At 42.5% G+C, this 22,433-nt stretch carries 21 protein-coding genes; 10 read left to right on the top strand and 11 right to left on the bottom strand.

Translation table 11 applies throughout. The features are described 5' to 3' along the window. The first annotated feature begins 49 nt into the window (after positions 1 to 49). A complete protein-coding gene (locus tag JSY38_RS13965; protein ID WP_114411066.1) occupies positions 50 to 1,966 on the top strand; it encodes a beta-ketoacyl synthase in 1,917 nt (638 codons plus the stop codon). A 34-nt stretch (positions 1,967 to 2,000) separates the two neighbouring features. On the opposite strand, the gene JSY38_RS13960 is transcribed toward JSY38_RS13965, so the two are convergent. Then, complete coding sequence (locus JSY38_RS13960; RefSeq protein WP_205113680.1) at positions 2,001 to 2,897, bottom strand: LysR family transcriptional regulator; 897 nt, start codon at positions 2,895 to 2,897, stop codon at positions 2,001 to 2,003. A 138-nt stretch (positions 2,898 to 3,035) separates the two neighbouring features. Between JSY38_RS13960 and JSY38_RS13955 the strand changes: the two genes are divergently transcribed. Together JSY38_RS13955 and JSY38_RS13950 are read left to right on the top strand one after the other, a co-directional pair. Continuing rightward, positions 3,036 to 3,575 carry a YceI family protein gene (locus tag JSY38_RS13955; RefSeq protein ID WP_114411064.1) on the top strand — a complete coding sequence of 180 codons (540 nt, stop codon included), beginning with the start codon at positions 3,036 to 3,038 and terminating at the stop codon, positions 3,573 to 3,575. 29 nt (positions 3,576 to 3,604) lie between these two features. Beyond that, a complete protein-coding gene (locus JSY38_RS13950) occupies positions 3,605 to 4,480 on the top strand; it encodes a hypothetical protein (protein WP_205113678.1) in 876 nt (291 codons plus the stop codon). Positions 4,481 to 4,487: 7 nt separating this feature from the next. On the opposite strand, the gene JSY38_RS13945 is transcribed toward JSY38_RS13950, so the two are convergent. The 4 genes from JSY38_RS13945 to JSY38_RS13930 form a co-directional block, all read right to left on the bottom strand. Then, positions 4,488 to 4,904 carry a hypothetical protein gene (locus JSY38_RS13945; RefSeq protein WP_205113676.1) on the bottom strand — a complete coding sequence of 139 codons (417 nt, stop codon included), beginning with the start codon at positions 4,902 to 4,904 and terminating at the stop codon, positions 4,488 to 4,490. 38 nt (positions 4,905 to 4,942) lie between these two features. Then, complete coding sequence (locus tag JSY38_RS13940) at positions 4,943 to 5,821, bottom strand: SDR family oxidoreductase (RefSeq protein WP_205113674.1); 879 nt, start codon at positions 5,819 to 5,821, stop codon at positions 4,943 to 4,945. Next, positions 5,818 to 6,597 (bottom strand): TatD family hydrolase, encoded by a 780-nt coding sequence (locus JSY38_RS13935; protein WP_205113672.1) that lies wholly within the window; start codon positions 6,595 to 6,597, stop codon positions 5,818 to 5,820. Before JSY38_RS13935 ends, JSY38_RS13940 begins: the two co-directional genes overlap by 4 nt. 111 nt (positions 6,598 to 6,708) lie before the next feature. Next, positions 6,709 to 8,265: a phosphoenolpyruvate carboxykinase gene (locus JSY38_RS13930; protein WP_114411060.1), complete on the bottom strand. Its 1,557-nt coding sequence runs from the start codon at positions 8,263 to 8,265 to the stop codon at positions 6,709 to 6,711. Positions 8,266 to 8,822: 557 nt separating this feature from the next. On the opposite strand from JSY38_RS13930, the gene gndA reads away from it, so the two are divergent. Next, positions 8,823 to 10,346 carry an NADP-dependent phosphogluconate dehydrogenase gene (gene gndA / locus JSY38_RS13925; RefSeq protein WP_205113671.1) on the top strand — a complete coding sequence of 508 codons (1,524 nt, stop codon included), beginning with the start codon at positions 8,823 to 8,825 and terminating at the stop codon, positions 10,344 to 10,346. A 110-nt stretch (positions 10,347 to 10,456) separates the two neighbouring features. On the opposite strand, the gene JSY38_RS13920 is transcribed toward gndA, so the two are convergent. Beyond that, on the bottom strand, positions 10,457 to 11,179 hold the full coding sequence (locus tag JSY38_RS13920) for an RNA methyltransferase (RefSeq protein ID WP_114411058.1): 723 nt from the start codon (positions 11,177 to 11,179) through the stop codon (positions 10,457 to 10,459). A gap of 260 nt (positions 11,180 to 11,439) precedes the next feature. Between JSY38_RS13920 and JSY38_RS13915 the strand changes: the two genes are divergently transcribed. Beyond that, positions 11,440 to 12,228 (top strand): inositol monophosphatase family protein, encoded by a 789-nt coding sequence (locus JSY38_RS13915; protein WP_114411057.1) that lies wholly within the window; start codon positions 11,440 to 11,442, stop codon positions 12,226 to 12,228. Positions 12,229 to 12,316: 88 nt separating this feature from the next. Here JSY38_RS13915 and JSY38_RS13910 read toward each other — a convergent pair whose 3' ends face one another. The 5 genes from JSY38_RS13910 to JSY38_RS13890 form a co-directional block, all read right to left on the bottom strand. Next, entirely contained in the window at positions 12,317 to 13,372 is a 1,056-nt protein-coding gene (locus JSY38_RS13910) for a Gfo/Idh/MocA family protein (protein WP_114411056.1), read from the bottom strand. Positions 13,373 to 13,455: 83 nt separating this feature from the next. Next, complete coding sequence (locus JSY38_RS13905) at positions 13,456 to 14,127, bottom strand: YceH family protein (RefSeq protein ID WP_205113669.1); 672 nt, start codon at positions 14,125 to 14,127, stop codon at positions 13,456 to 13,458. 32 nt (positions 14,128 to 14,159) lie between these two features. Beyond that, positions 14,160 to 14,861, bottom strand: a complete 702-nt coding sequence (locus JSY38_RS13900; RefSeq protein ID WP_239543975.1) for a sterol desaturase family protein — start codon at positions 14,859 to 14,861, stop codon at positions 14,160 to 14,162. Between the two features lie 149 nt (positions 14,862 to 15,010). Continuing rightward, a complete protein-coding gene (locus JSY38_RS13895) occupies positions 15,011 to 15,403 on the bottom strand; it encodes a DUF1801 domain-containing protein (protein WP_205113665.1) in 393 nt (130 codons plus the stop codon). A 75-nt stretch (positions 15,404 to 15,478) separates the two neighbouring features. Further along, the gene (locus JSY38_RS13890; RefSeq protein WP_205113663.1) at positions 15,479 to 16,633 is read right to left on the bottom strand and encodes a MalY/PatB family protein; all 1,155 of its coding nucleotides are present in this window, start codon (positions 16,631 to 16,633) and stop codon (positions 15,479 to 15,481) included. Between the two features lie 325 nt (positions 16,634 to 16,958). Between JSY38_RS13890 and betI the strand changes: the two genes are divergently transcribed. The 5 genes from betI (at position 16,959) to JSY38_RS13865 (ending at position 22,422) form a co-directional block, all read left to right on the top strand. Continuing rightward, positions 16,959 to 17,546 carry a transcriptional regulator BetI gene (gene betI, locus JSY38_RS13885; RefSeq protein WP_205113661.1) on the top strand — a complete coding sequence of 196 codons (588 nt, stop codon included), beginning with the start codon at positions 16,959 to 16,961 and terminating at the stop codon, positions 17,544 to 17,546. A gap of 147 nt (positions 17,547 to 17,693) precedes the next feature. After that, the gene (locus tag JSY38_RS13880) at positions 17,694 to 18,629 is read left to right on the top strand and encodes a choline ABC transporter substrate-binding protein (RefSeq protein ID WP_205113659.1); all 936 of its coding nucleotides are present in this window, start codon (positions 17,694 to 17,696) and stop codon (positions 18,627 to 18,629) included. 78 nt (positions 18,630 to 18,707) lie between these two features. After that, positions 18,708 to 19,553: a choline ABC transporter permease subunit gene (gene choW, locus JSY38_RS13875; RefSeq protein WP_205113657.1), complete on the top strand. Its 846-nt coding sequence runs from the start codon at positions 18,708 to 18,710 to the stop codon at positions 19,551 to 19,553. A 3-nt stretch (positions 19,554 to 19,556) separates the two neighbouring features. Beyond that, the gene (gene choV / locus JSY38_RS13870) at positions 19,557 to 20,747 is read left to right on the top strand and encodes a choline ABC transporter ATP-binding protein (RefSeq protein ID WP_205113656.1); all 1,191 of its coding nucleotides are present in this window, start codon (positions 19,557 to 19,559) and stop codon (positions 20,745 to 20,747) included. Between the two features lie 391 nt (positions 20,748 to 21,138). After that, positions 21,139 to 22,422 (top strand): MFS transporter, encoded by a 1,284-nt coding sequence (locus JSY38_RS13865; protein WP_114411047.1) that lies wholly within the window; start codon positions 21,139 to 21,141, stop codon positions 22,420 to 22,422. The last annotated feature ends 11 nt before the right edge of the window (positions 22,423 to 22,433 follow it).

The raw sequence follows: 22,433 nt of genomic DNA, 5'->3' as shown, positions 1-22,433 counted from the left end.
CATTACAATACCGTAATATTTTACCCACTCATAAAACGAGGAAATTCAATTGGCCCGTTTACCTGTTATTGTTGGCTTTGGCGGAATCAATTCGGCTGGTCGTACCTCTTCACATCAAGCATATCGCCGTATTGTCTTTGACCTCTTGCCAAGTTCAATACAGCAGGATGTTTTACTCGACCTCGCCACTATCACCAACATGGCCGAACACAAAAATGGCCTGTGGTATACCGACGGTGGGGAAGCATTAGACGCCGCAGCATTGGTTGATAGCATTGGCGAATCTCTCCTTGCTCGCACTTTAATTCGCCGCATTCATCCAAGTTTATTTGACGTTGACCATGTGGTTCTTCACAAGTCAACGACACTGCAATCAAACCAAAGCGATGAAAAATTAAGCTTCACAATTAAAACTCGCTCTTTACCAAATGAGCGCCCGACGAACTGGCACGTAGTCGAGCTATCCAGCACATTAAGTGAAGTCACTGTCGATGGAAATCTAGAAGCATTCATTAAAGATACTCGTCCACTCTCTGTAAAAGCGGCAGGACAATTGCCAACAGGTTTTGACCCATCAAAGTTGTACCAAAGCCGAAACCATCCTCGTGGCTTACAAATGACTGTTTATGGCGCCTCAGATGCCATCAAAAGCAGCGGGATAGATTGGGAAGTTATTCGTAGCAAGGTGTCCCCTGACCAAATGGCCGTCTATGCTGCCAACTCTATTGGTCAAATGGATGACCTAGGCTTTGGCGGTATGCTTAAATCTGCATTGATGGGAAAACGAACTACATCAAAGCATTTGCCGCTTGGCTATGCGCAAATGCCTGCTGACTTTGTTAACGCTTATATCCTTGGCAGCGTAGGAAATGTTGGTACTGCAATTGGTGCCTGCGCAACCTACTTTTTCAATTTAGAGAAAGCCATAGAAGGCATCAAATCCGGTAAATTCCGAGTAGCTATGGTTGGCGGTAGTGACGCCCCTATCACACCAGAAATTATTGAAGGCTTCAGAACAATGGGAGCCCTAGCGGAAGATACTGCACTGCTTGCTCTAGACCAAATTAGCAATCAAGAAGAGCCAGACCATACACGTAGCTGTCGTCCATTCGCGCAAAACTGTGGTTTCACCATCGGAGAATCCAGCCAATGGACACTCCTAATGGATGACGAACTGGCGATTCAGTTAGGCGCTGAAATTTTTGGTGCAATCCCTGCCGTTTTCTCACACGCTGACGGACACAAAAAATCCATATCTGCACCTGGTATCGGCAACTATTTAACCATGAGCAAAGCCATGGCTTACCTACAAAACATTATAGGTAATGATGGCTTAACACAGCGCACCTTCATTCAGGCTCACGGTACAAGCACACCACAAAATCGCATTACTGAGTCTCATGTACTTAGCAAAGCAGCCGTCAGTTTTGGCGCAACAGAAATGCCAGTTATCGCTATGAAAGCGTTTCTTGGACACTCTCAAGGCACAGCTGGCGGCGATCAACTCCACCTATCTTTAGGGGTTTGGAAAGATGGCATTCTGCCTGGTATTACAACATCACACGCTATTGCCGATGATGTATACCGTGATGGTTTGAAGTTTCAACTTAAGCATGAAGCTTATGGGAAAGATTATTTTGATGCAGCTCTGCTTAACTCTAAAGGCTTTGGAGGCAATAACGCCACGGCCGTACTATTATCGCCTCAACAAACAATGAAGATGCTGAAAAAGCGCTACAGTGTAGAAGAGATTAACACATACACAGCTAAGAACGCAGAGGTTGCAGCGGCCGCTGAAGAATATAACCAATCTAGCATTCGTGGCGAAGTTCTTCCAATCTATAAGTTCGGATTTAATGTTCTAGGTGGTGAAGAACTTCACATCACTGATCAAGAAATTCGCTTACCTGGCTATGACATGCCGGTAAATCTCAGCATAGAAAATGAGTTTAGCGACTTAAAATAATGCAACTCTGAGATAAAAACTAACCAACAAACAGCTAAAACTGTATGTTGGTTAGTTTTTCTTGTAAGAAATCTAAGAGCAACCGCGTTTTTCTAGACATTAGTTTTCTTTGTGGGTAGATAGCATAAAACCCAATTTCATACCCCTTACAATGCGGCAATAGATTAATCAGTTCGCCTGACTCAATGTATTTCGTCACCAAAAAATCTGGTTGATAAATAATCCCCAGGCCAGCCACAGCGAATCGCGTCAAAGCACCGCCGTTATTGGCAGAAAAACCACCAGAAACAGACACTGTTTGAGACTCACCGACCTCATTCGTCAACGTCCATCTATTTGGTATTGGGGCGTTGCGATATATTAGGCAAGAGTGTTTTTCTAGATCTGCCACAACACTAAGTGAGCCGTGTGCGGCGACATATTCAGGCGAGGCGCACACAAACCCGGTTGAATAGCAAAGCGGTCTTGCAACAAACTGATCGCCACCTAAATGACCACCACGAATCGCGATATCCACCCCGGATTCTGTCATATCAACACGCTTATCACTGAAATCAACATCTAGCTCGATTTGAGAGTACATTTTACTGAATTCATCCAGTAAAGGCACAAGGTGCGACAACCCAAAATCCATCGGTACACTCACCTTAAGTAGACCTTTAGGCTTTTTAGTTAATTCACCAATTTCACCTTCCGCCTCTTCAATCGCCTCCATTATGGCAATGCAGTGCTGATAATATTTGCGCCCCGCATCTGTAACACTAATATTTCGAGTATTACGTTGTAAAAGCTTAGTGCCTAGCTCCTCCTCTATAGAATTAATATAGCGCGTCACCATAGGCCTAGATATCCCAAGTGAATCGCTAGCTAACTTAAAACTTTCCGCCTCAAAAACTCGGCAAAATACCTTCATACCTTGAAGCTTATCCATTCATTCTTTTCTCCAAAAAAAAGTTCCACCTAAATCATTTCTTATTAAGAAATATTGAATTGTATTTTAGGCCGATTATTTATTAATAAAAACAAATTACACTACTCATATTGTTGAATCAAATCGAGGAACTAAAAAATGAAAATGATTACTATAAGTGCATTGGTACTGGCTTCCAGCGTAACTATGGCAGCTGATTATAAGATTGACCCAGCCCATTCCGCTGTCACCTTCAAAGTTGGACACCTAGGCGTTAGCACAACACCAGGTCGCTTCAATGAATTTGAAGGCGACTTTTCATACACAGAAGACAAAACATCAGGAAGCGCCTCTTTTTCCATCAAGACAGCTAGTGTCGACACTAATCATGAAGCGCGTGATAAACACCTGCGCAGCCCAGACTTTCTAGATGCCAAGCAATTCCCTACTTTGACCTTCAAAAGCACACAATTTGACGGCAAGACATTAACAGGTGATTTGACTCTACACGGTGTGACTAAGCCGGTGAGCTTTGACGTTAACCAAATTGGCGAAGGCAAAGACCCATGGGGTGGCTACCGTGCCGGTTTTGAAGCAAAAGCGGTAATCCAACGCAGTGACTTTGGTATCACTTACTTCATTCCAGGCGTTACAGATCAAACAGAAATTGAAGTGTTTATCGAAGGTATTCGTCAGTAACTGTAACTCATTAAGGAAGCAGAACGATCATGTACGAAGAAGCCAGCAACTCATCGGTGCTTATGTTATTACATACGGCAGTTTACCCTTTTCTCGCCGCACTAATAATCAGCGTTATTGCTGCTAAATTACTACGTGCATCGTCTTACCTTGGTTACATTGGTGGCTTTATTGCCGGACTCAGCCTGATTCACTCAGGCTTGAGTTTCCCCCCAGCCCAAGCCATTGACTATTACAGCATCACAGCATTAATCGGAACAGTGTCTGTACTTTGCTTTACCAATATTCGACAGACGATATCACGCAACATCCTAGGGCTAGTGCTATTTGGCTTATCCTTTTACTTACTACTAAACCCAGTCCTTAAACATACGGGATTACTTCTTAGTCTAAGTTGGGCTGCGACAAGTGCGATCGTCACCCTAGTTTATCACCTACTGCAGGTGCAACCGAAAGAATTGAAATTAGGCAATGACAAGGCTGAATGCAAACTGTCTGTTCTTTTACCAACAGTTGGACTCATGATTGTGGCAGGCGCAGCCGCACCAGTCATTTCTATTGGCGGCAGCTTACTAATTGGACAATTATTAGGTGCACTAGGAGCAGCTCTTTTTGCTCATGTGGTTGTTAGTTATCTAACAAAAGCCACACAAGTGTTTAGCTCTATCCCTGCGTCATTACTGTTAGGAGGATTAATCACGCAGAGCCACGTACTTGCAGACATCCCTCTTAGCGTCATCTTACTCATCACAGCAAGCGTATTTATTACACCAATTGCAGTAAGATTCAGTTCAGAGTTGACCAACAAACAGAGCATCGGCGTGATTTTCATTCAAGGTGTAATCAGCCTTTTAGTGAGTGGATTTTGCTTGTGGCTAGTTTGGCCAGAAAGCAGCCTATACTAAAAGCAATTTAGTCCTTAAATATTGAACGTGACGAGCGCCATAATGGCAATATGATTGCTGCTATGGCGCTATTTGCCGCCCCATAAGACAAGAAATACAACATATCAGAAAAGCCAAAACCTAAATAGAAACAGAGGAAAGCGCTGTTAGGCAGAACCACAAACAGCCACAAACCTATAACTAAGAAAAAACGCCCAGCCCCAGAAAAGCCTTTCACTCGACTTAACAACCAAGCAGTAAAGATCAAGTAAACAAAGGAAGAAGCAACAAAGGCGAATATCAATCCGATATCGAGCTGATTTGGCTCAATAACGCGTGTAAAGCGGTCTAAAAATGAAGAAGGTGCAGACACATACCAAACACCCCCAACTACAACCTGAAGGATAAACACCAACACAACCGCTCTTTTATTTACCTTGTACACATCAGCCCCTTAACTTGTTAGTCTCAGCTCACACGCTGTTAACTTGTTTTGTATAATTCCTTCACTAGATTTCGTAATTTTGATCGCCATGGTCGCTGCTTTATCCCAAAGTGGTTAAACACTTTTCGACAAGATAACGACTGACGCTGCATAGAAGAAGACTCTTGAGCTTCCGGAAACGAATCACCGATCGCCTCAACTTCTACTTGCGCTTTAGGGTCAAACTGACCAGAAGTTGCAAGAATAGCCTCAACCAAACGAATCCAACTAATTTCTTCCGCACAACAATAATGGTAAACACCTTTATTTTGCGCACCGTAATGCCTCTGATTCACCATAGATAAAATAACACGAACCAAATCCGACACAGGCGTCGGACTACCAATTAGATCATCTTTGTAAGCAAGATTAACGCCATCCTGAATCAAGCCGAGAGTTCTACATACAAAATCATCACCTTGACCACTAAACAGCCAACCGGTTCGCAATACAATATTATCAGGGTTACTTAGCACAACAGACTCAGCGGCAATCAAGGCTTGCGCATAAGGTTCTGTACTATCAGGCTCATCTGTTTCAGCGTAAGCCGCGTCTTTATTGCCCGAAAAGACTCTAGCGCTACTAATCATCATCAATGGCGCACTCGCTCGCTCATTGAAATAGCGTAAAGTCGCTAGTAATTTCTCATCGTTACTCTGCAAAGCATAACGCAAACTTAATGCATCAATAACAACATCAAATTGCATTGCATCTAGCTCTTCCCTTCTAGCAACGTCCAGCAATAAAGACTCATCTGGGCATAACCATAAAAATTCACTTTTTTCTTTTGATAAACTTAATAATGACGACCCCACTTCCGTTCCACTCCCTAATAGGAGAATACGAATAGGGGCATTAATATCAGGTGTAGTATTCACAACGAACCCTCATTCCACTTAGGAAAAACTCTAAGTAGGTTATCACATGTCTGCATAGCGATCTGCTCAACATTTTCTGCTCTTATCGCTGCCACGTACTGCGCAATTATGGGAATAGCAAGTGGTGTATTTATCTGCCCTTGAAAACCGTTAAGAGGCATATCAGGTGAGTCCGTCTCAAGTACAAATGCTTGACTGTCTAAAGCAGCCAAAACACGGTGAGCTTTCTTAGCTCTTGGATAAGTAATTGTACCTCCAATTCCTAACACAAAACCTAAATCCAAAAACCGCTTCGCTTGCTCAAAACTGCCATTGAAGGCATGAACCACACCACCATGCTGAAACTTCACACCCTTCATACACTTAAGCACTAAATCATAGCTTTTTCTGGAGTGCACGATAACAGGTAATTGCAAGGATTTAGCAACACTTAACTGCCGAGAAAAGAAATCGACCTGTATTGCCATATCAATAGCACCCGGCCAGCAGTCCAAACCTATTTCACCCACAGCAACAACTCTATCGGTATCACATTGCTCGCCCAGCAGATCAACCTGGGCTAATTCTGCCTCCCCCAAGAAATAGGGATGCAGACCATATGCCGCTCGCCATTCGGGATAATACGTAATGAGTGACGCTAATTTAGACCAGCTAGATTGAGTTGTCGCCGGTACTAAAAAGCCACCAACCCCACTTGCTAGGCAACGCGACATTAAAGCGTCGCGCTGATCATCAAATACATCAAAATCAAAATGGCAATGACTATCTATATACATACACAAAAGATTACATGATTTAAGGAATAAAGCACTATTTTATAAAATCGACAAAAACAAAAAAGCCGTGCAAAAACGCACGGCTTTATAGGAAGCCTAATAAAAACAAGCTTAAAGTGTTGGACCAGCCTTCACGATAGCATCAGATACGGTTTCGAATTTCTTAAAGTTCTCAACAAATTGAGAGATCAAGTTCTTCGCTTGAACCTCATATGCTGACTGATCAGCCCATGTTTTACGAGGGTTCAACAAAACACTATCAACACCAGGAACCTGAGTTGGCACATCTAGGTTAACATCTGCTAAATGCTCAGTTTCAGCATCAGCCAATACACCAGATTGAATGGCAGAAATTACAGCACGAGTCGTTGGAATACTAAAACGCTTCCCACCTTGACCATGAGCACCACCAGTCCAACCAGTATTGACTAGATAAACTTTACTACCAAACTCTTCGATACGTTTTATCAAAAGATCTGCATAGACATCAGCAGAACGCGGGAAGAAAGGCGCACCAAAACAAGTAGAGAATGTTGACTTAATACCTGTGCCAGCCCCCATCTCGGTGGAACCAACAAGCGCAGTGTAACCACTCAAGAAATGATACGCCGCCGCTTCTTTTGTCAGAATAGACACTGGAGGAAGAACACCAGTCAAATCACAGGTTAAAAATATAATCGCATTTGGCTCACCAGCACGGTTATCTGCAGCGCGCTTCTCAATATGCTCACGAGGATAACCAGCACGGCCATTCTGCGTCAAAGACGTATCAGCGTAATCAGCAACACGTGTATTAGGATCTAGAACAACGTTTTCAACGATAGTACCAAATTTAATCGCATCCCAAATGATCGGTTCATTCTTTTGAGAAAGGTCAATCGTTTTAGCGTAGCAACCACCTTCAATATTAAAAACTGTGTCTTTACCCCAACCATGTTCATCATCACCAATCAAAAAGCGCTCAGGATCTGCAGATAAAGTGGTTTTACCCGTGCCAGACAAACCGAAGAATAAAGTCACATCGTCTTCTGTACCTACGTTCGCAGCGCAGTGCATTGGCAACACTTCATAAGCTGGCAACAAATAGTTCTGCACAGAGAACATAGCTTTTTTCATTTCACCAGCGTAACGCATACCCGCAATAAGTACCTTACGCTCAGCAAAGTTCAGAATCACACAACCATCTGAATTGGTGCCATCGCGCTCAGGGTCACAAACAAAGTTTGGCGCATTAAGAATCTGCCACTCACCTTTACTTGACGGGTTATAGACGTCAGGACGGATAAATAAATTACGACCGAACAACTGATGCCAAGCTGTTTCAGTGCGCATTATTACAGGTAAATAATACTCATCACCAGCACCAACATGAATGTTAGATAAGAACGATTCTTGACCATCAAGGTAAGCAGCCACACGATCCCAAAGCGGAGCAAATTTTGCTTCAGGGAATGGACGGTTAACTGGTCCCCAATGGATGCTGTCTTTACTGGATGTCTCTTCCACAATAAAACGATCCATAGGTGAACGACCTGTACGAGCGCCAGTTTCAACAACAAGCGCACCGTTATCGGCAAGAACCCCTTCGCCATTCTGCAGGGCTTTTTCCACCAACTGCGGCGTGGTTAAATTTGTATGAATAGTCGCTACGTCTAATGCGGAGTTCATTTTGCTAAATCCTCTGAACGATAAAGATTGTCTGATCACTCTTATAAAAAATGCCTCTATACGACAACACCAAATATTGCGTCATATAAAACACTCAGTTATAGGAAGTTTTTTTCGGTGAAAAACATAGTAACAAAACAATCTAAAAAAAAATATTGTTATAACAATATGTTATTTTATTACCATTTTGAAACTTTTAAATATCACATAAGTCATTGTTATCTAATGTTTTATATGAAATTAGACGAGCTTTCCTAACAAAATATACTCAGGTACTGTTTGTTGAGCGCCAAATTTATGTAGTTTTCTTTCTTTTTTGTCACCTTACGACTAAATAGAAATCTTCTTACTGACTCACATACCTACAATAATCATCAAACCAACCGCATATCTATGAACGACAAAACCATCTAACTTGTAAGGTTTCTATTAAGAAACCTCAAAAAAATACAATTTTTTGAATTTTTCTTGCCTCTAGTATGTCCTGAATCATCGCGCTTCGTGGTAAGATTCTTTCTTAAATTTCCCCCAATTGTTCAAAAGGTTGATCGATATTTATGTTAAAAACAAATCAGAACTGCAATATTGGATTTGTCGGCCTGGGTGTCATGGGTAAAAACTTGGCCTTAAATTTAGCTGACCATGGCTACCGAGTTGCAGGTTTTGATCTTGACACACATAAAGTGCAAGACGTTCTTGATACGGAAGCCGCTGAACGTCCCGCTTCATCAACAGAAGCTCGTATCATTGGTAGTTCAAGCATGGAAGACATGCTATCCAACCTTATCAAGCCTCGCGTTATTGTTGTTCTCGTTCCTGCGGGAAGCCCTGTAGACGCTGTTTGCGACGGCTTAATTAAAGCGGGTCTAGAACCAGATGACATCGTTGTAGACTGTGGTAACAGCCAATGGACGGACACCATCCGCCGCGAGGCGGACTACAAAGAAAAATTCAAATTCTTTGGTACCGCCGTTTCTGGTGGTGAAGTGGGTGCTCGGTTTGGCCCATCACTTATGCCAGGCGGTGACGCAGACTCTTGGAAATACCTACAGCCAATGTGGGAAGCCGTGGCTGCTAAAGTAGACGCAAATGGCAAACCTATCGTTAGCAATACTCCTGGCAAACCTGTTACAGAAGGCGAACCTTGTACTGCTTACCTTGGACCAAACGGTGCAGGTCACTATGTAAAAATGGTTCATAACGGTATTGAATACGCTGACATGCAGCTTATTTGTGAAGCCTACCATTTGTTACGCTCTTTACTTGGTTACGAACCTGAAGAAATCGGTAAACTGTTTGAAAAATGGAACCAAGGTGTTCTAAACAGCTACCTTGTTGAAATCTCAGCAGATATTCTTCAACAATACGATCACAAAACAGGCGCACCACTGGTTGATATGATTTTGGACAGCGCAGGTCAAAAAGGCACAGGTCGCTGGACATCGATAAGCGCAACTCAAATGGGTGTCCCTGCTGGTATTATTAGCGAATCCGTTTACGCTCGAGCGCTAAGCACATTAACAGGCGAACGTGAACTCGCTGCCAGCAAACTTGTTGCCGACTTAGACAGTGGTGAAATCGAGGCAGAAGAAGTAGAAAAAGCGATAGAAGAAGCGCTTTACTGCGCAAAAATCTGTGCTTATGCTCAAGGCTTCCAACTCATGCGTGCGGCTGAAAAAGAATATGACTGGAAATTCAACTTCAGTGATATCGCGAAAATCTGGCGTGGCGGCTGTATCATTCGTGCTTCTTTCCTACAAAAGATTGCTGACGCATTTACAGAAAACCCAGAGCTTGAAAACTTATTGCTAAGCGATTACTTCGCAGACGCAATGGCAAGTAAACAAGCAGGTCTTCGTAAAGCCGTTGTTCTTGCCGCACAGTCAGGCATTCCAACTCCGTCTTTCTTCTCTGCCTTGGCTTACTTCGATGGTTACCGTTCTGAAGTATTGCCTGCCAACTTACTACAAGCGCAGCGTGATTATTTTGGTGCTCACACCTATGAACGAGTGGACGCAGAGCCAGGCCAAAAATTCCATACCCATTGGCAAGAAGAAGGTCGTCCTGAGCGCAAAGCTTAAGACCAACACATAGTTCAAAAAAAACGCTGACTTAGTTATAAGTCAGCGTTTTTTGTTTCAGCTTAAGATTCTGGCTTCTGTTTTTAACAAAGTATTGTCGAGCACAGTCGTCATGACTTCATTTTCTTTTCCATAGAAGACAACATACCTCTCAGCATACCAACCTCCTGCTGATCCAACCGAGAGCGCTGAAACATACGACGAAAACGCGTCATGACCTGCATCGGCACTTCTGGATCAAGAAATTCTGTCTGTACTAGCACTTTTTCTAGATGCTCAAGCAGATAATCGATTTGCTCTACGTTCGCCGCTGGCACATCCCATTTACTTGCTACCACAGGAGCATCTTTCATCAACAAAGATTTCATTCGTAGCTCGTACGCGATAACTTGCACTGCTGCGCCTAGATTCAAAGAACTAAAGGTCTCAACAGACGGAATATGCACATGATAGTTACAGCGCTGCAATTCTTCATTCGTCAAACCTCGATCTTCACGACCAAACACAAACGCCGTGACCAAGCCTTCATCAAACACCAAATCTGCTGCTTGTCTTGGATCAACCAAAGGCCAAGGAATATTGCGTTCACGCGCACTAGTACCAATCACCAACTGACAATCCGCCAACGCCTCTTCTAACGTTTCAACGACAACCGCATTCTCCAAAATATCGGTTGCACCAGAGGCTCGGCTTACCGCCTCATCGCTAGGGTATTGCTTCGGTGCCACAAGATAAAGCTCTGCTAACCCCATATTTTTCATTGCACGAGCAGCGCCACCAATGTTGCCTGGGTGCGATGTATTAACAAGGACTATTCTTACTTTGTTTTGCATTTTATGAGGTACCAATAGTAGCAGTGGGACAATGCCACGTATCTTAACAGATATTTATGCCAAAGCCGCAAATCGATCAATTTTCGAACAAATATTTCCTAGTAAAATGCAGACGATTAAGATAGAATTCGCGCTCTTATTTAGGCGCTCGGTTTTAATAGATAAAACGGAGACTGCCCGCTCTTTAACACTTTATTTGGCAACTTATCGTCTTGTGGACGGTATGTGCATTTTAATGACGGAATAATTGACGGTAAATTATGCAACCTAGAATCAATGTCGCACTAAAAGCAGCTCGTGCCGCTGCAGAATATATAGTTCACTCTCAAGAGAAACTGCTTTTTGACAAAGAACAAGGCCAATCAGCAGAACAGGTTTATCAGACTGTTTGCTCTGGCGCTGAACGTAGCATTGTTTACCACCTAGAAAAAGCCTACCCAGCAGACACTATTACTACTCGCCTTCAAGGCTCTGTACAAAATGGTGAGGAAGGTGAATGGATTATTGATGCGATTCAAGGTCAGCACTTATTTTCACGTGGCCTAACTGGTAACGTTATTACTATGAGCTACCTAGTTGCCGGTAAAGTGGAGCACGCTCTTGTACTAAACCCTCACACTAAAGACGAGTTTTACGCGAGTAAAGGTCGTGGTGCTTACCTAAACAATTCACGCATTCGTAGCAGCTCTGCACGTACATTAGAAAATGTAACTGTCGCAGCTCAATTCCCTGCAACTGACCGTCTAACACCATATTTGTCTGGTCAATTTGCCGTGCTCACTGACATTGCAGAGCAAGGTGCTCGTGCCGTTATGCAAGACTCTCCAGCATTGATGCTTGCTAACGTAGCTGCTGGTCGCCTTGACGCCGCTTGGGGTATCAAACTTCAAGAGTGGGAGATGCAAGCACCGCTATTTATCGCAAAAGAAGCAGGTTGCCTATTCGCTGGCTTTGATGGCTCTCCAAGCCTTGAAAAAGGCGACGTATTATGTGCTGCGCCACGTTTGTTCAAAGTACTGCTACCAACGCTTAATAAGCACCTGAACTAAGACTTACCCTTAGCTCATAAAACGGACAAAAAAAGGCTCTTTTCAGCGATGAAAAGAGCCTTTTTTATTTAGCACTTGTTTTCAATAATCAATGCTTATGATGATGGCTATGCTCATGATGATGTTCATGTAAATCTTCTTCATCATGGGGATGGCCTTCACTCTCTTCACCCGGATAGTACAAACCTATGTCTTGACGAATCTCATCTAGGGTTGCAATCAATTCTAAACTGTTCTGCCAGCTATGATTAGGGCTTTGAATTAACCCTTCTTCAAGACAGCGGTTCACTTCATCCACTTCAAATTGGTAACCATTTCCAGGAAAGTCAAATTCTACAACTCGTTCTTTATTATCTGCACTAACAACGCGACAGGATTTTGCTTTGAACCATTCAGAATCGATCTCAATATAGCCTTTAGAACCAGAAAGCATAGCGCGGTTCGGGTTACATGAAATCAAAGACGCATCCAAAGAAGCGAGCTGCCCACTTTCCCACCCTAATAGTATCTGCTCGAACAGATCCACTTCTGTGTCGCCAATAACGGCTTGGTTCTGCACAAAGTCCGGCTTACCGAAAAATAATTGTGCTAAGAACACCGGATAAATACCAATATCCAATAAAGCGCCGCCGCCGAGCTCAAGATTCATCAATCGATGATTAGGATCAGTCGGGCCAATAAAATTAAAACTTGCTTGAATGCTGTTTAAATCGCCAATTTCGCCCTCTTCAACCCACTCTACTACTTGCTCTATAACAGGGTTAAAGCGTGTCCACATAGCTTCCATAACAAACACGTTATGTTCTAAAGCTAAATCGTAAAGGTCCTTAGATTGCGCCTCATTGATAGTGAAAGGCTTTTCACACAATACCGCTTTACCCGCCAAAATACAGGCTTTGGTCAAATCGTAGTGATACACATGAGGAGTGGCAATATAAATAGCATCAACCTCATTGCTGTTAATCAAGGAGAAATAGTCGACAAACGCTAACTCAATATCGAACTCAGCAGAAAAAGCATCTGCAGACGCCTTATCACGAGAAGCAACCGCACGAAGTTCGCCTGCTTTGACATGACAAAAATCACTGGCAAATAAATGCGCGATTTGACCTGTACCAATAATACCCCAGCGTACCTTCTTCATAGGATTCTCCCCATTAACTTAATAAAGCATTAGCGCCCGAAGTAATCGCGCAAATATCTCGCTAAGTTTGACGCTAAAAAAGTTTATAGTCCACTCGCATTTTCAAGCTGTTGAATATATTCATTTAATTCTTGTATTTGCACCTCTAATTCAACTATTCGAGCTTCCAATTGCAGGGTGTTCTCGTCATTTTTGCTCGATGCTATTGAACCTGCAACATCTCCACTTAGTGGATACTCAGACTCGGAACAAAAACACTCTTGGTAGCGTTGTTCACGCTTTCCAGGCTCTTTTGCTAACTGGCAAACATAAGGGCCACCCGTTTTCGCTTGCAGTGACAGCAAAGCCTGCTCTACTTCATCACGAGATTGGAAAGTATGTAACCGGCCACTGCGTGAACGGATCTCTCCCGGTGTTTGCGCTCCTCGCACAAACATCAAACAAATGATCGCAGTTTCTGCTGGCGATAACTGTAAATCTGAAAACTCCGTATTACAAAACCTATGTTGGTATTTACTGACTCGGCTATGGGAAGCATTAATTTCCGTGACTAAACCACGCGCCACCAGAGCATCTAAGGCATCTTGAACATCCAACTCTGACAATTGGGTAACAGGATCGCGATTGGACTTTTGATTACAAGCGTTAACAAGCGCATTTAAACTAAGAGGATATTGATCTGGTGTAGTTATCTCTTTTTCCATCAGACAACCAATAATACGCATTTCGATAAAGTTTACTTCGTGATAACTCATAGGGGTTCCTAACTGCTTCTTATCTTTCGTCTTTAACGATGCTTTTTAAATACGGTAAAAGGCATCACCAATACGTCTTTTAACGATGTGGGTTGATACGTTTTTGTATCCGGCAGTCCTATTTTTAAGTGCTCATCTCCTTCTAAGGCGTCATTTCTTTTCGTTCTAAAAAGTGCATCCCAAATACTGAGAAAAAAGCCAAAATTACTGTTTGCTTCAAGACTCATTCTTGAATGATGTATGCGATGCATATCGGGAGTAACCAGCAGCTTTTTTAGCCAAGTTTCGATAATAACAGGCAACCTAACATTGGTGTGATTAAACATAGCCGATGCATTCAATAAAATATCAAACGCCAACACTGCCGCCACAGGAACCCCCAGCAGCCAAACGGCCAGCCCCTTAATAAGTAGTGATAAAACAATTTCGATCGGGTGAAAACGCACAGCAGAACTAACATCTAATTCAGGGTCAGAATGATGGACGCGATGAACTCGCCACAAAAAAGGAATACGATGAAAAAGACGGTGTTGCCAATAAATCAGGCAGTCCAGCAGTAAAATACTTAATAAGAATACAGCCCAAAAAGGCAAGTCTAGCCACCAAAACACGCCAAACTCCATACTGTAGAAAGCAATAACAGCCAGTAATAACGGCTGAATTACTCGGACACAAAGTACACCTAACGCAAATAAAGATATGTTGTGACGCCAACGCTGCTGCCACTGTAACAATGGGCCTCTTGGTCTCAGCCACTGCCAAAAAACCAAAACACTGAAGACAAGAAAAAACACACTAACCCGTACAGTGAAATCTATCATTCAGTAAGTAACCTAAGTAAGAAAAAGATAATCCATACCAAACTTAAGCGCACAACTATGCATCATTGAATTAGCTCTGGTGAAGCACGGTGATTTAGTAAAAAGTGGACCTTTATTTGCCCAAAAAGCTCTGCCAATACATTAAGATTTATCTCATCTAACCGATGGATAATTAAACAATTATCACCAAATTGAACGTGTGGCAACCGATCAATAAAAGGGTATAAAACACTTAAATCAGAGAAATATACGCACAAATGATCTGACCGTGCCGCCACACCATAAAGCCAACTTGAGTTCTGCTGAAAATATGGAATCCCTATACCACTTACCAATTCCGCATCCGGTGCAATTAACTCCATCATATCAATTATTTCCAGCAAATCCGCCCGCACTGCGGGAGAACTATGCTGCACATACTGCTTTACAAAATCACTCGATGCTAAGGTCAACATAAAAGCCTCTCTTTACATTAAAAAATAAAAAGGACCTCAACCATGAAGACTTAACCATTTGAAAAATATAATAAATCACATGAATTTATGTGTTATCAGTGCTTCTTCAATACGAGCTATCGCTTGGTTCAGAATAGATTGGGGACACCCAAAGTTTAGGCGAACATAGTTCGGATTACCAAAATCTTTACCATTTGAAACGCCCACGCCTGCATCGACAAAAAATTGATAGGGATCGTCCAACGCCAAAGCAGAAACATCAATCCAAGCCAAATAAGTCGCTTCCAAATGCAACATTTTTAATGGTGTTTTCGCGAGTCTTTGAGCCAATAAATCTCGATTTCCCTTCAAGTATATGAGGAGAGCTTTATGCCACTCTTGTCCTTCCTCATAGGCAGCCGTTGCTGCAGTTAAACCAAGCATATTGGGTGATGGAATAAGGCCAGCTCTTTCTTTATTAAAAGCATTACGTAACTCTGTACTTTCAATGACAGCAAAGGCATAACCTAAGCCTGCAATGTTAAATGTTTTACTTGGCGCCATTAAGGTAATCGTACGATTTGCAGCATCTTTATTTAGACTCGCAAAAGGCACATGTGGTAAATCATCCAAAATCAAATCACAATGAATTTCATCACTCACAACCAGCAAATCATACTTTTCAGCCAGCGCATGAATACTCAATAACTCCGATTTTGTATAGACAGTTCCACCTGGATTATGTGGATTGCATAACAAAATCATTTTACTTTTCGGATTCGCACAAGCAACTTCGAGCTGCGTCATATCAGGTACCCAGCGGCCATCTTGATTACACATATCCACATGCAATAAATCTCGCCCAGACCATTGAGGCGCCTTGGTTAAATGGTAATAAACAGGCCCAGGTACAACGACGCCTTCACCTTCTTTCGAGAAAACTTGAACACTTAGATGTAAAGCACACACTAAACCAGGTAAGTGTACTAAATGTGACGCGGAAATCTGCCAGTGATAACGATGAGAAAGATGTGATTGTATGGCTTTCTCTAATGCCTTAGGTATATGAGTATAACCATAAATCCCTTCATCAAGCCTTTGATTTATAGAAGATTTTATGCATTCAGGTGAATCGAAATCCATATCCGCCACCCACATTGGGAGAACGGTTTTAGGGTATTTAGACCATTTATCACTACAGGTATTTGTTCGATCTATAACAGTATCAAAAGTAGAAGAAGAGACAGCCATTAAATAACACTCCAGTCATATATTTCGTTTTATAATTAACATAATCTTAGCGACAAACTCCAGTGATAATCTGGCGAGTGGATGAGATAAGCACACCCTAAAATCAGAAGAAATAAGCCTAAAAATCCTTATTTCTTATCTTAAACCGACACACGAACTCTAAAAAAAAGATTAAAAAAAATTTAAAAGGCTAAAAATCCTTAAAAATCAAACCCTTAAATTGATTAGAGTACTAAGTTTTAGATTTGTCAAGGGTTGACCTAAATTACACAATCGGCCTAGTATAGTTTTCATTAAACGACTGTTTAATAAAAAAGGATCCAGAATGCCAAAAGTTGGAATGCCTGAAATACGAAAACCTCAGCTCATCGAGGCCGCAATAAAAGCCATAGATAAATATGGTTTTGCGGGAGCGACAGTCAGTGTTATTGGTAAAAAAGCAGGCGTATCACCCGCCATCATTAATCACTACTTTGGTGGTAAAGATGGTTTGTATGAAGCAACAATGAAAAGCCTAATCCGCGAGTTTTTTGACGGATTATCAATAGAAATAACAAAAACAAAAAACAAATCAGCAAAACATAAAGTAATGGCCATTGTAAAAGCCAGTTTTAGTCAGTCTCAGACTCACCCTCAAGTCGTTAAAGCTTGGATGGGGTTCTGGGCTTCAGCAATGCACACACCTTCTTTATATCGGTTACAAAACGTTTATTCAAAGCGACTAAATACTTCGCTTGTGTGTGTGTTAAAAGAAGAATTCGAATTACAAGAAGCACGCAACATTGCCCTCACAGTCGCCGCATTAATTGACGGCATGTGGCTAAGAGGCTCACTTGCAGGCGGAATTGATAAAAAAGAAGCCTCTGAGCAAATACAGAATTATTTGGATTTGGTGTTCAAAAGTAATCACTAAACACCTTAATACCTATATTTACATCATACATTTTTTAGCAGCCTTCATTTATTCGCTGCTTAACGTTTTAGGAGTTCACACTCAGTGTTGCTATTAAACACTGTATTCGCTCATTGTTTTTGAGTTCAATAGAAAGAGGGTAAGGTTATGTTAAATAAGGCAAAAAAGACCGCTATCGCCATTAGTATAGCAAGCGCTTCGGGGCTAACGGTGGCGGCAGAGTGTTCTACTGTACGCTTTTCAGATGTGGGTTGGACAGACATCACAGCGACAACAGCAGTAACCAGTGAAATCGTCGAAGGCTTAGGTTACAAAGCAAAAACGCAACTGTTATCGGTTCCCGTGACTTATACATCACTTGCAAACGGTGACATTGACGTCTTCCTAGGCAACTGGATGCCTACAATGCAAGCGGATATCGAACCCTATCTTAAAGCTGGCACTGTTGAAGACCTTGGTCCCAACCTAGTCGGCGCTAAGTATACGTTAGCAGTAAGCAAAGATGCTTTTGACGCAGGGGTTACAGATTTTTCAGACATAGCCAAACACCGCAAAGAATTTTCTGGTCGCATTTACGGCATTGAGCCGGGTAATGACGGCAACCGCATTATCCAAGACATGATAGATTCCAATGCTTTTGACTTAGGAGACTTCCAACTAGTCGAGTCAAGTGAAGCCGGCATGCTTTCTCAAGTAAACCGCAATACTCGTCGCAATAAATGGATCGCCTTCCTAGGTTGGGCGCCACACCCAATGAATGCAAATTTCAAAATGGAATACCTATCCGGCGGCGATGACTACTTTGGACCAGACTTTGGTGGTGCCAATGTTCATACCAACATCCGCAAAGGCTTCATTCAAGAATGTCCAAATGTCGGTAAACTTATTACGAACCTAACCTTCTCTTTACCTATGGAAAACGAAATTATGGGTGCCATCTTAGACGATGGAAAAAAACCTAATATCGCCGCAAAAGAATGGTTAAAAGCCAACCCAGACGTTCTCGATAATTGGCTTAAAGGTGTCACTACTGCCTCTGGCGATAACGGCCTTAGCGCTGTGAAATCACACCTAGGCCTGTAATACATCACTTGCATAACATCGCATTCTTAGTCACACACGGCTAAGAATGCGCCATCAACTTATCGGGAGAACACACATATGAATTGGCTGACGGATAATAAAATCCCTCTTGGCGCTTGGATGGAAAACTTTGTCGACTGGCTGGTAAGTGCGGCTTCCGTGTTTTTTGACCTTGTCTCTCTCACCCTAGAAACCATGATTGTTAGCATGGTTGATGCGATTGATTACCTTCATCCTCTCGCAGTGATTGCCATCATTCTAGTCGGTGTTTGGTTCCTCCATCGCAGTATCAGCTTAATCATTTTCGTTGCCTTATCCCTATTACTCATCATAAATATGGGCTACTGGATCGAAACCATACAAACCTTAGTACTGGTTATTTCCGCAACCGCAATGAGTGTTCTAGTTGGTGTCCCTATTGGCATTGCGGCAGCTCATCGGCCTTGGTTGTACACCATTTTACGTCCAGTATTGGATTTAATGCAGACGATCCCAACCTTTGTTTACTTGATCCCTACATTAATTCTATTCGGCTTAGGCTATGTTCCAGGATTAATATCAACCATTATATTCGCCATTGCCGCACCAATTCGATTGACCTACCTAGGTGTCAGCAAGGTTCCTAATGAGCTTATTGAAGCTGGCTTGGCGTTTGGCTGTACTAAATCAAAGCTGCTTTACAAAGTTGAACTACCCGCTGCCATGCCAAGTATCATGGCCGGTGTAACGCAATGCATTATGCTTTCTTTATCAATGGTAGTGGTTGCAGCCTTGGTCGGAGCAGATGGTTTAGGTAAGCCAGTTGTCAGAGCACTAAACACGGTAAACATTTCCCAAGGCTTTGAAGCAGGTGTCGCCATTGTATTGGTTGCCATTATGCTAGACCGTATTTGTAAGTCGCCATCATCTAAGAACGAGGGGTAATTTATGGCTGTTGTAACAATTGAAAACGTCGATATCGTCTTCGGTGACAATAAAGCAAAAACACTCCCACTGATGGACAAAGGTCACTCCCGTGATGAGATTCTAGGAATGACTGGCGACGTTGTTGGTGTACAAAATGCCAACATAGAAGTAAATGAAGGTGAAATCTGTGTCTTGATGGGCTTATCAGGTTCAGGTAAATCTACCCTACTGCGTGCTGTCAATGGCTTAAATAAAATCGCCCGTGGTCGTTGCCTTGTAAGAGATGGCGACAAAATGGTTGATATGGCCAAATGTGATGAGACTAAGCTACGTCATATGAGAACTCATAGGGTTTCCATGGTGTTTCAAAGTTTTGCGCTAATGCCCTGGCTGACAGTGCTCGAAAATGTGGCTTTTGGGCTAGAAATGCAAGGTATGCCGAAAGCTGAGCGGCTTGAAAAAGCACGTGAACAGCTCAAGATGGTTAGCCTAGATAAATGGGCAGACAAAAAACCAGATGAGCTTTCTGGGGGAATGCGTCAGCGAGTGGGTTTAGCAAGAGCTTTTGTCATGGACACAGATGTATTGCTAATGGACGAACCCTTTTCAGCACTTGACCCTTTGATTCGTTCTCAGCTACAAGACGAACTTATCGAGCTGCAGAAGCGCCTCAATAAAACAATCATTTTTGTAAGCCACGATCTAGATGAAGCCTTAAAAATCGGCTCCAAGATTGCCATTATGGAATCGGCTAGGATCATTCAGCAAGACGCCCCAGAGCAAATCGTCCTAAATCCGGCTACCGAGTACGTAGAAAAGTTCGTTGCTCACACCAACCCTCTAAACGTGCTACGCGGCCAATCGTTAATGACACCTTTAGCTGATTTGGCAGTGAAAGAAGGACAAATCATCATTAGTGATGATATTTCGATGACACTAGAAGATGGCAAATTGACATCAGTACAAGGACCAAAAGGCGAAATTCCAACAGCTCGTTGGACACCTGAAACCATTATCGCCAACGTACCAGATAACACGGTTTTCATCGTGCCAGCTAACATCGCTATGCGTGATGCCGTCGAGATCCGTTACCACTCGAACCACTTATTAGTATTAGAAGAAGCGGATCAATGCATCGGCATTCTGAACGATCATAATTTTTACCACGCCCTACTTGGTAAGCATTTTGGCCGTGAAGAAACCGCAGCATGATAATGTGCTCTAGCTAAAATAAAGTTAAAAGGCTAGATGGAAACATCTGGCCTTTCTTATTTATAGTAACCCTCTGTTTAAGTCGTTTTACATCAAGGAGCAATATGCTGAGTGTATTTGATTAAGGTTATGGGCTTTAAGCATGAAAAGTGGTTCGAAAAAAGAATCCAACCAGAAAGGTACGTTGTTTGCATCTCAAATTTAATGACTCAATAGCATTAAATCAAACGGCCTAATCACCTAAGAAACAAGCATTTTAACCTGCTATCTTTTAAGTCTAATATTAGTGATTGCAATCAAAAATTCTGTCGGTATAGTCAGCCGAAATATTGATCAATCTAGGTCATTATTTAACTTTTTATTGCCAGCTAAAACACATAAAGGACACTGAATGTTAAAGCAAACCCTGATTCCAATTTGGAGCCTACTTATAGGTATTGCCGTACTCACTATGGCAAGTGCTTTGCAAAGTTCACTTATTGGTATTAGAGCTTCTATTGAGGGGTTTAATACAACTGCGACAGGTTTAATCATGTCGGCATATTACCTTGGCTTTATTTTGGGCTCCCTTTTAGTACCAAATTGGGTCAAAAATGTTGGTCATATTCGCGTGTTTGCTGCAGTTGCATCATTAGCATCCGTTACTATCCTAATGCAATCCATGGTCGTTAACCCATGGTTCTGGATGCTTATGCGGATGGGGACGGGTTTGTGTTATGCAGGTCTCTTTATTGTTACCGAAAGCTGGCTAAACGACATTGCAACCAACAAGACTCGTGGCCGTTTATTTTCGATTTATATTATCGAAATCTGGGCAAGCCAAACAATTAGTCAGTTCTTATTAAACTTATCCTCTCCTAGTGGATACGGCCTGTTCATTTTAACGTCCGTACTAATCTCCTTGGCAGTGGTTCCTCTATTATTAGTGCGTACTCCTTCTCCAACCATTAATATTCCAGAAAAACTCAATATTATTGGTTTAATTAGAACCGCTCCGCTTGGTGTCACCGGTGTCACCATTGCAGGGGCAACCTCTGGTGCCTTACTGGGGCTGGGTGCGCTTTATGCAAAAAGCATCGGCATGGACATTGTTGAAATTTCATTCTTTATCGGTGCCAGTTACGTCGGTGGGATGTTACTGCAATGGCCAATTGGTAAACTATCTGACCGCCAAGACCGTCGTGTCACCATTCTTTGGGTTGGCGTTGTTGGCGCCATTGCCGCTTTCATCGTGCCGCTCGGCGGCACGATGAACAACCAAATATTAATGATGATTGGCATGTTTGCAGTGGGCGCATTTACCTTCCCAATGTACTCGCTCGCTTCCTCTCACATGAATGACCAACTTCGCCCAGAACAAATTCTCTCTGCCAGTAGCGGCATGATATTGCTAAATGGTATTGGTGGTATGTTAGGGCCTCTGGTTGCAGCAGCCCTAATGGACACCATGCGCATAGATGCTTTGTTCTGGTTCGTTGCCGGTTTAAACATCTCCGTAGCATTGTTTGCTGTGTATCGAATCAAGCATCAGCCAGCGATGATCATCGAAGAACAAGGGGATCAAATTCCTGTGGCATTGACCGTTTCATCTGTTGCTACAGCGGAAATGTTAGTTGAAGCAGATTCTTCAACAGTGACTGAAGAAACCTCTCACGAGGTTGAAATCAAACTTTAGTCCATTCTATA

The organism is Marinomonas foliarum (genome assembly GCF_016906065.1).
GTDB lineage: Bacteria > Pseudomonadota > Gammaproteobacteria > Pseudomonadales > Marinomonadaceae > Marinomonas > Marinomonas foliarum.
Note: the sequence above shows the minus strand (reverse complement) of the source record. Positions and strands in the feature narration are given on the sequence as shown.

What these genes read in the sequence shown, in the direction of transcription:
- JSY38_RS13960 (WP_205113680.1), bottom strand. Translation starts at nt 2,897, where the DNA reads ATGGATAAGCTTCAAGGTATGAAGGTATTTTGCCGAGTTTTTGAGGCG.
- JSY38_RS13955 (WP_114411064.1), top strand. Translation starts at nt 3,036, where the DNA reads ATGAAAATGATTACTATAAGTGCATTGGTACTGGCTTCCAGCGTAACT.
- JSY38_RS13950 (WP_205113678.1), top strand. Translation starts at nt 3,605, where the DNA reads ATGTACGAAGAAGCCAGCAACTCATCGGTGCTTATGTTATTACATACG.
- JSY38_RS13935 (WP_205113672.1), bottom strand. Translation starts at nt 6,597, where the DNA reads ATGTATATAGATAGTCATTGCCATTTTGATTTTGATGTATTTGATGAT.
- JSY38_RS13930 (WP_114411060.1), bottom strand. Translation starts at nt 8,265, where the DNA reads ATGAACTCCGCATTAGACGTAGCGACTATTCATACAAATTTAACCACG.
- gndA (WP_205113671.1), top strand. Translation starts at nt 8,823, where the DNA reads ATGTTAAAAACAAATCAGAACTGCAATATTGGATTTGTCGGCCTGGGT.
- JSY38_RS13920 (WP_114411058.1), bottom strand. Translation starts at nt 11,179, where the DNA reads ATGCAAAACAAAGTAAGAATAGTCCTTGTTAATACATCGCACCCAGGC.
- JSY38_RS13915 (WP_114411057.1), top strand. Translation starts at nt 11,440, where the DNA reads ATGCAACCTAGAATCAATGTCGCACTAAAAGCAGCTCGTGCCGCTGCA.
- JSY38_RS13910 (WP_114411056.1), bottom strand. Translation starts at nt 13,372, where the DNA reads ATGAAGAAGGTACGCTGGGGTATTATTGGTACAGGTCAAATCGCGCAT.
- JSY38_RS13905 (WP_205113669.1), bottom strand. Translation starts at nt 14,127, where the DNA reads ATGAGTTATCACGAAGTAAACTTTATCGAAATGCGTATTATTGGTTGT.
- JSY38_RS13895 (WP_205113665.1), bottom strand. Translation starts at nt 15,403, where the DNA reads ATGTTGACCTTAGCATCGAGTGATTTTGTAAAGCAGTATGTGCAGCAT.
- JSY38_RS13890 (WP_205113663.1), bottom strand. Translation starts at nt 16,633, where the DNA reads ATGGCTGTCTCTTCTTCTACTTTTGATACTGTTATAGATCGAACAAAT.
- betI (WP_205113661.1), top strand. Translation starts at nt 16,959, where the DNA reads ATGCCAAAAGTTGGAATGCCTGAAATACGAAAACCTCAGCTCATCGAG.
- JSY38_RS13880 (WP_205113659.1), top strand. Translation starts at nt 17,694, where the DNA reads ATGTTAAATAAGGCAAAAAAGACCGCTATCGCCATTAGTATAGCAAGC.
- choW (WP_205113657.1), top strand. Translation starts at nt 18,708, where the DNA reads ATGAATTGGCTGACGGATAATAAAATCCCTCTTGGCGCTTGGATGGAA.
- choV (WP_205113656.1), top strand. Translation starts at nt 19,557, where the DNA reads ATGGCTGTTGTAACAATTGAAAACGTCGATATCGTCTTCGGTGACAAT.
- JSY38_RS13865 (WP_114411047.1), top strand. Translation starts at nt 21,139, where the DNA reads ATGTTAAAGCAAACCCTGATTCCAATTTGGAGCCTACTTATAGGTATT.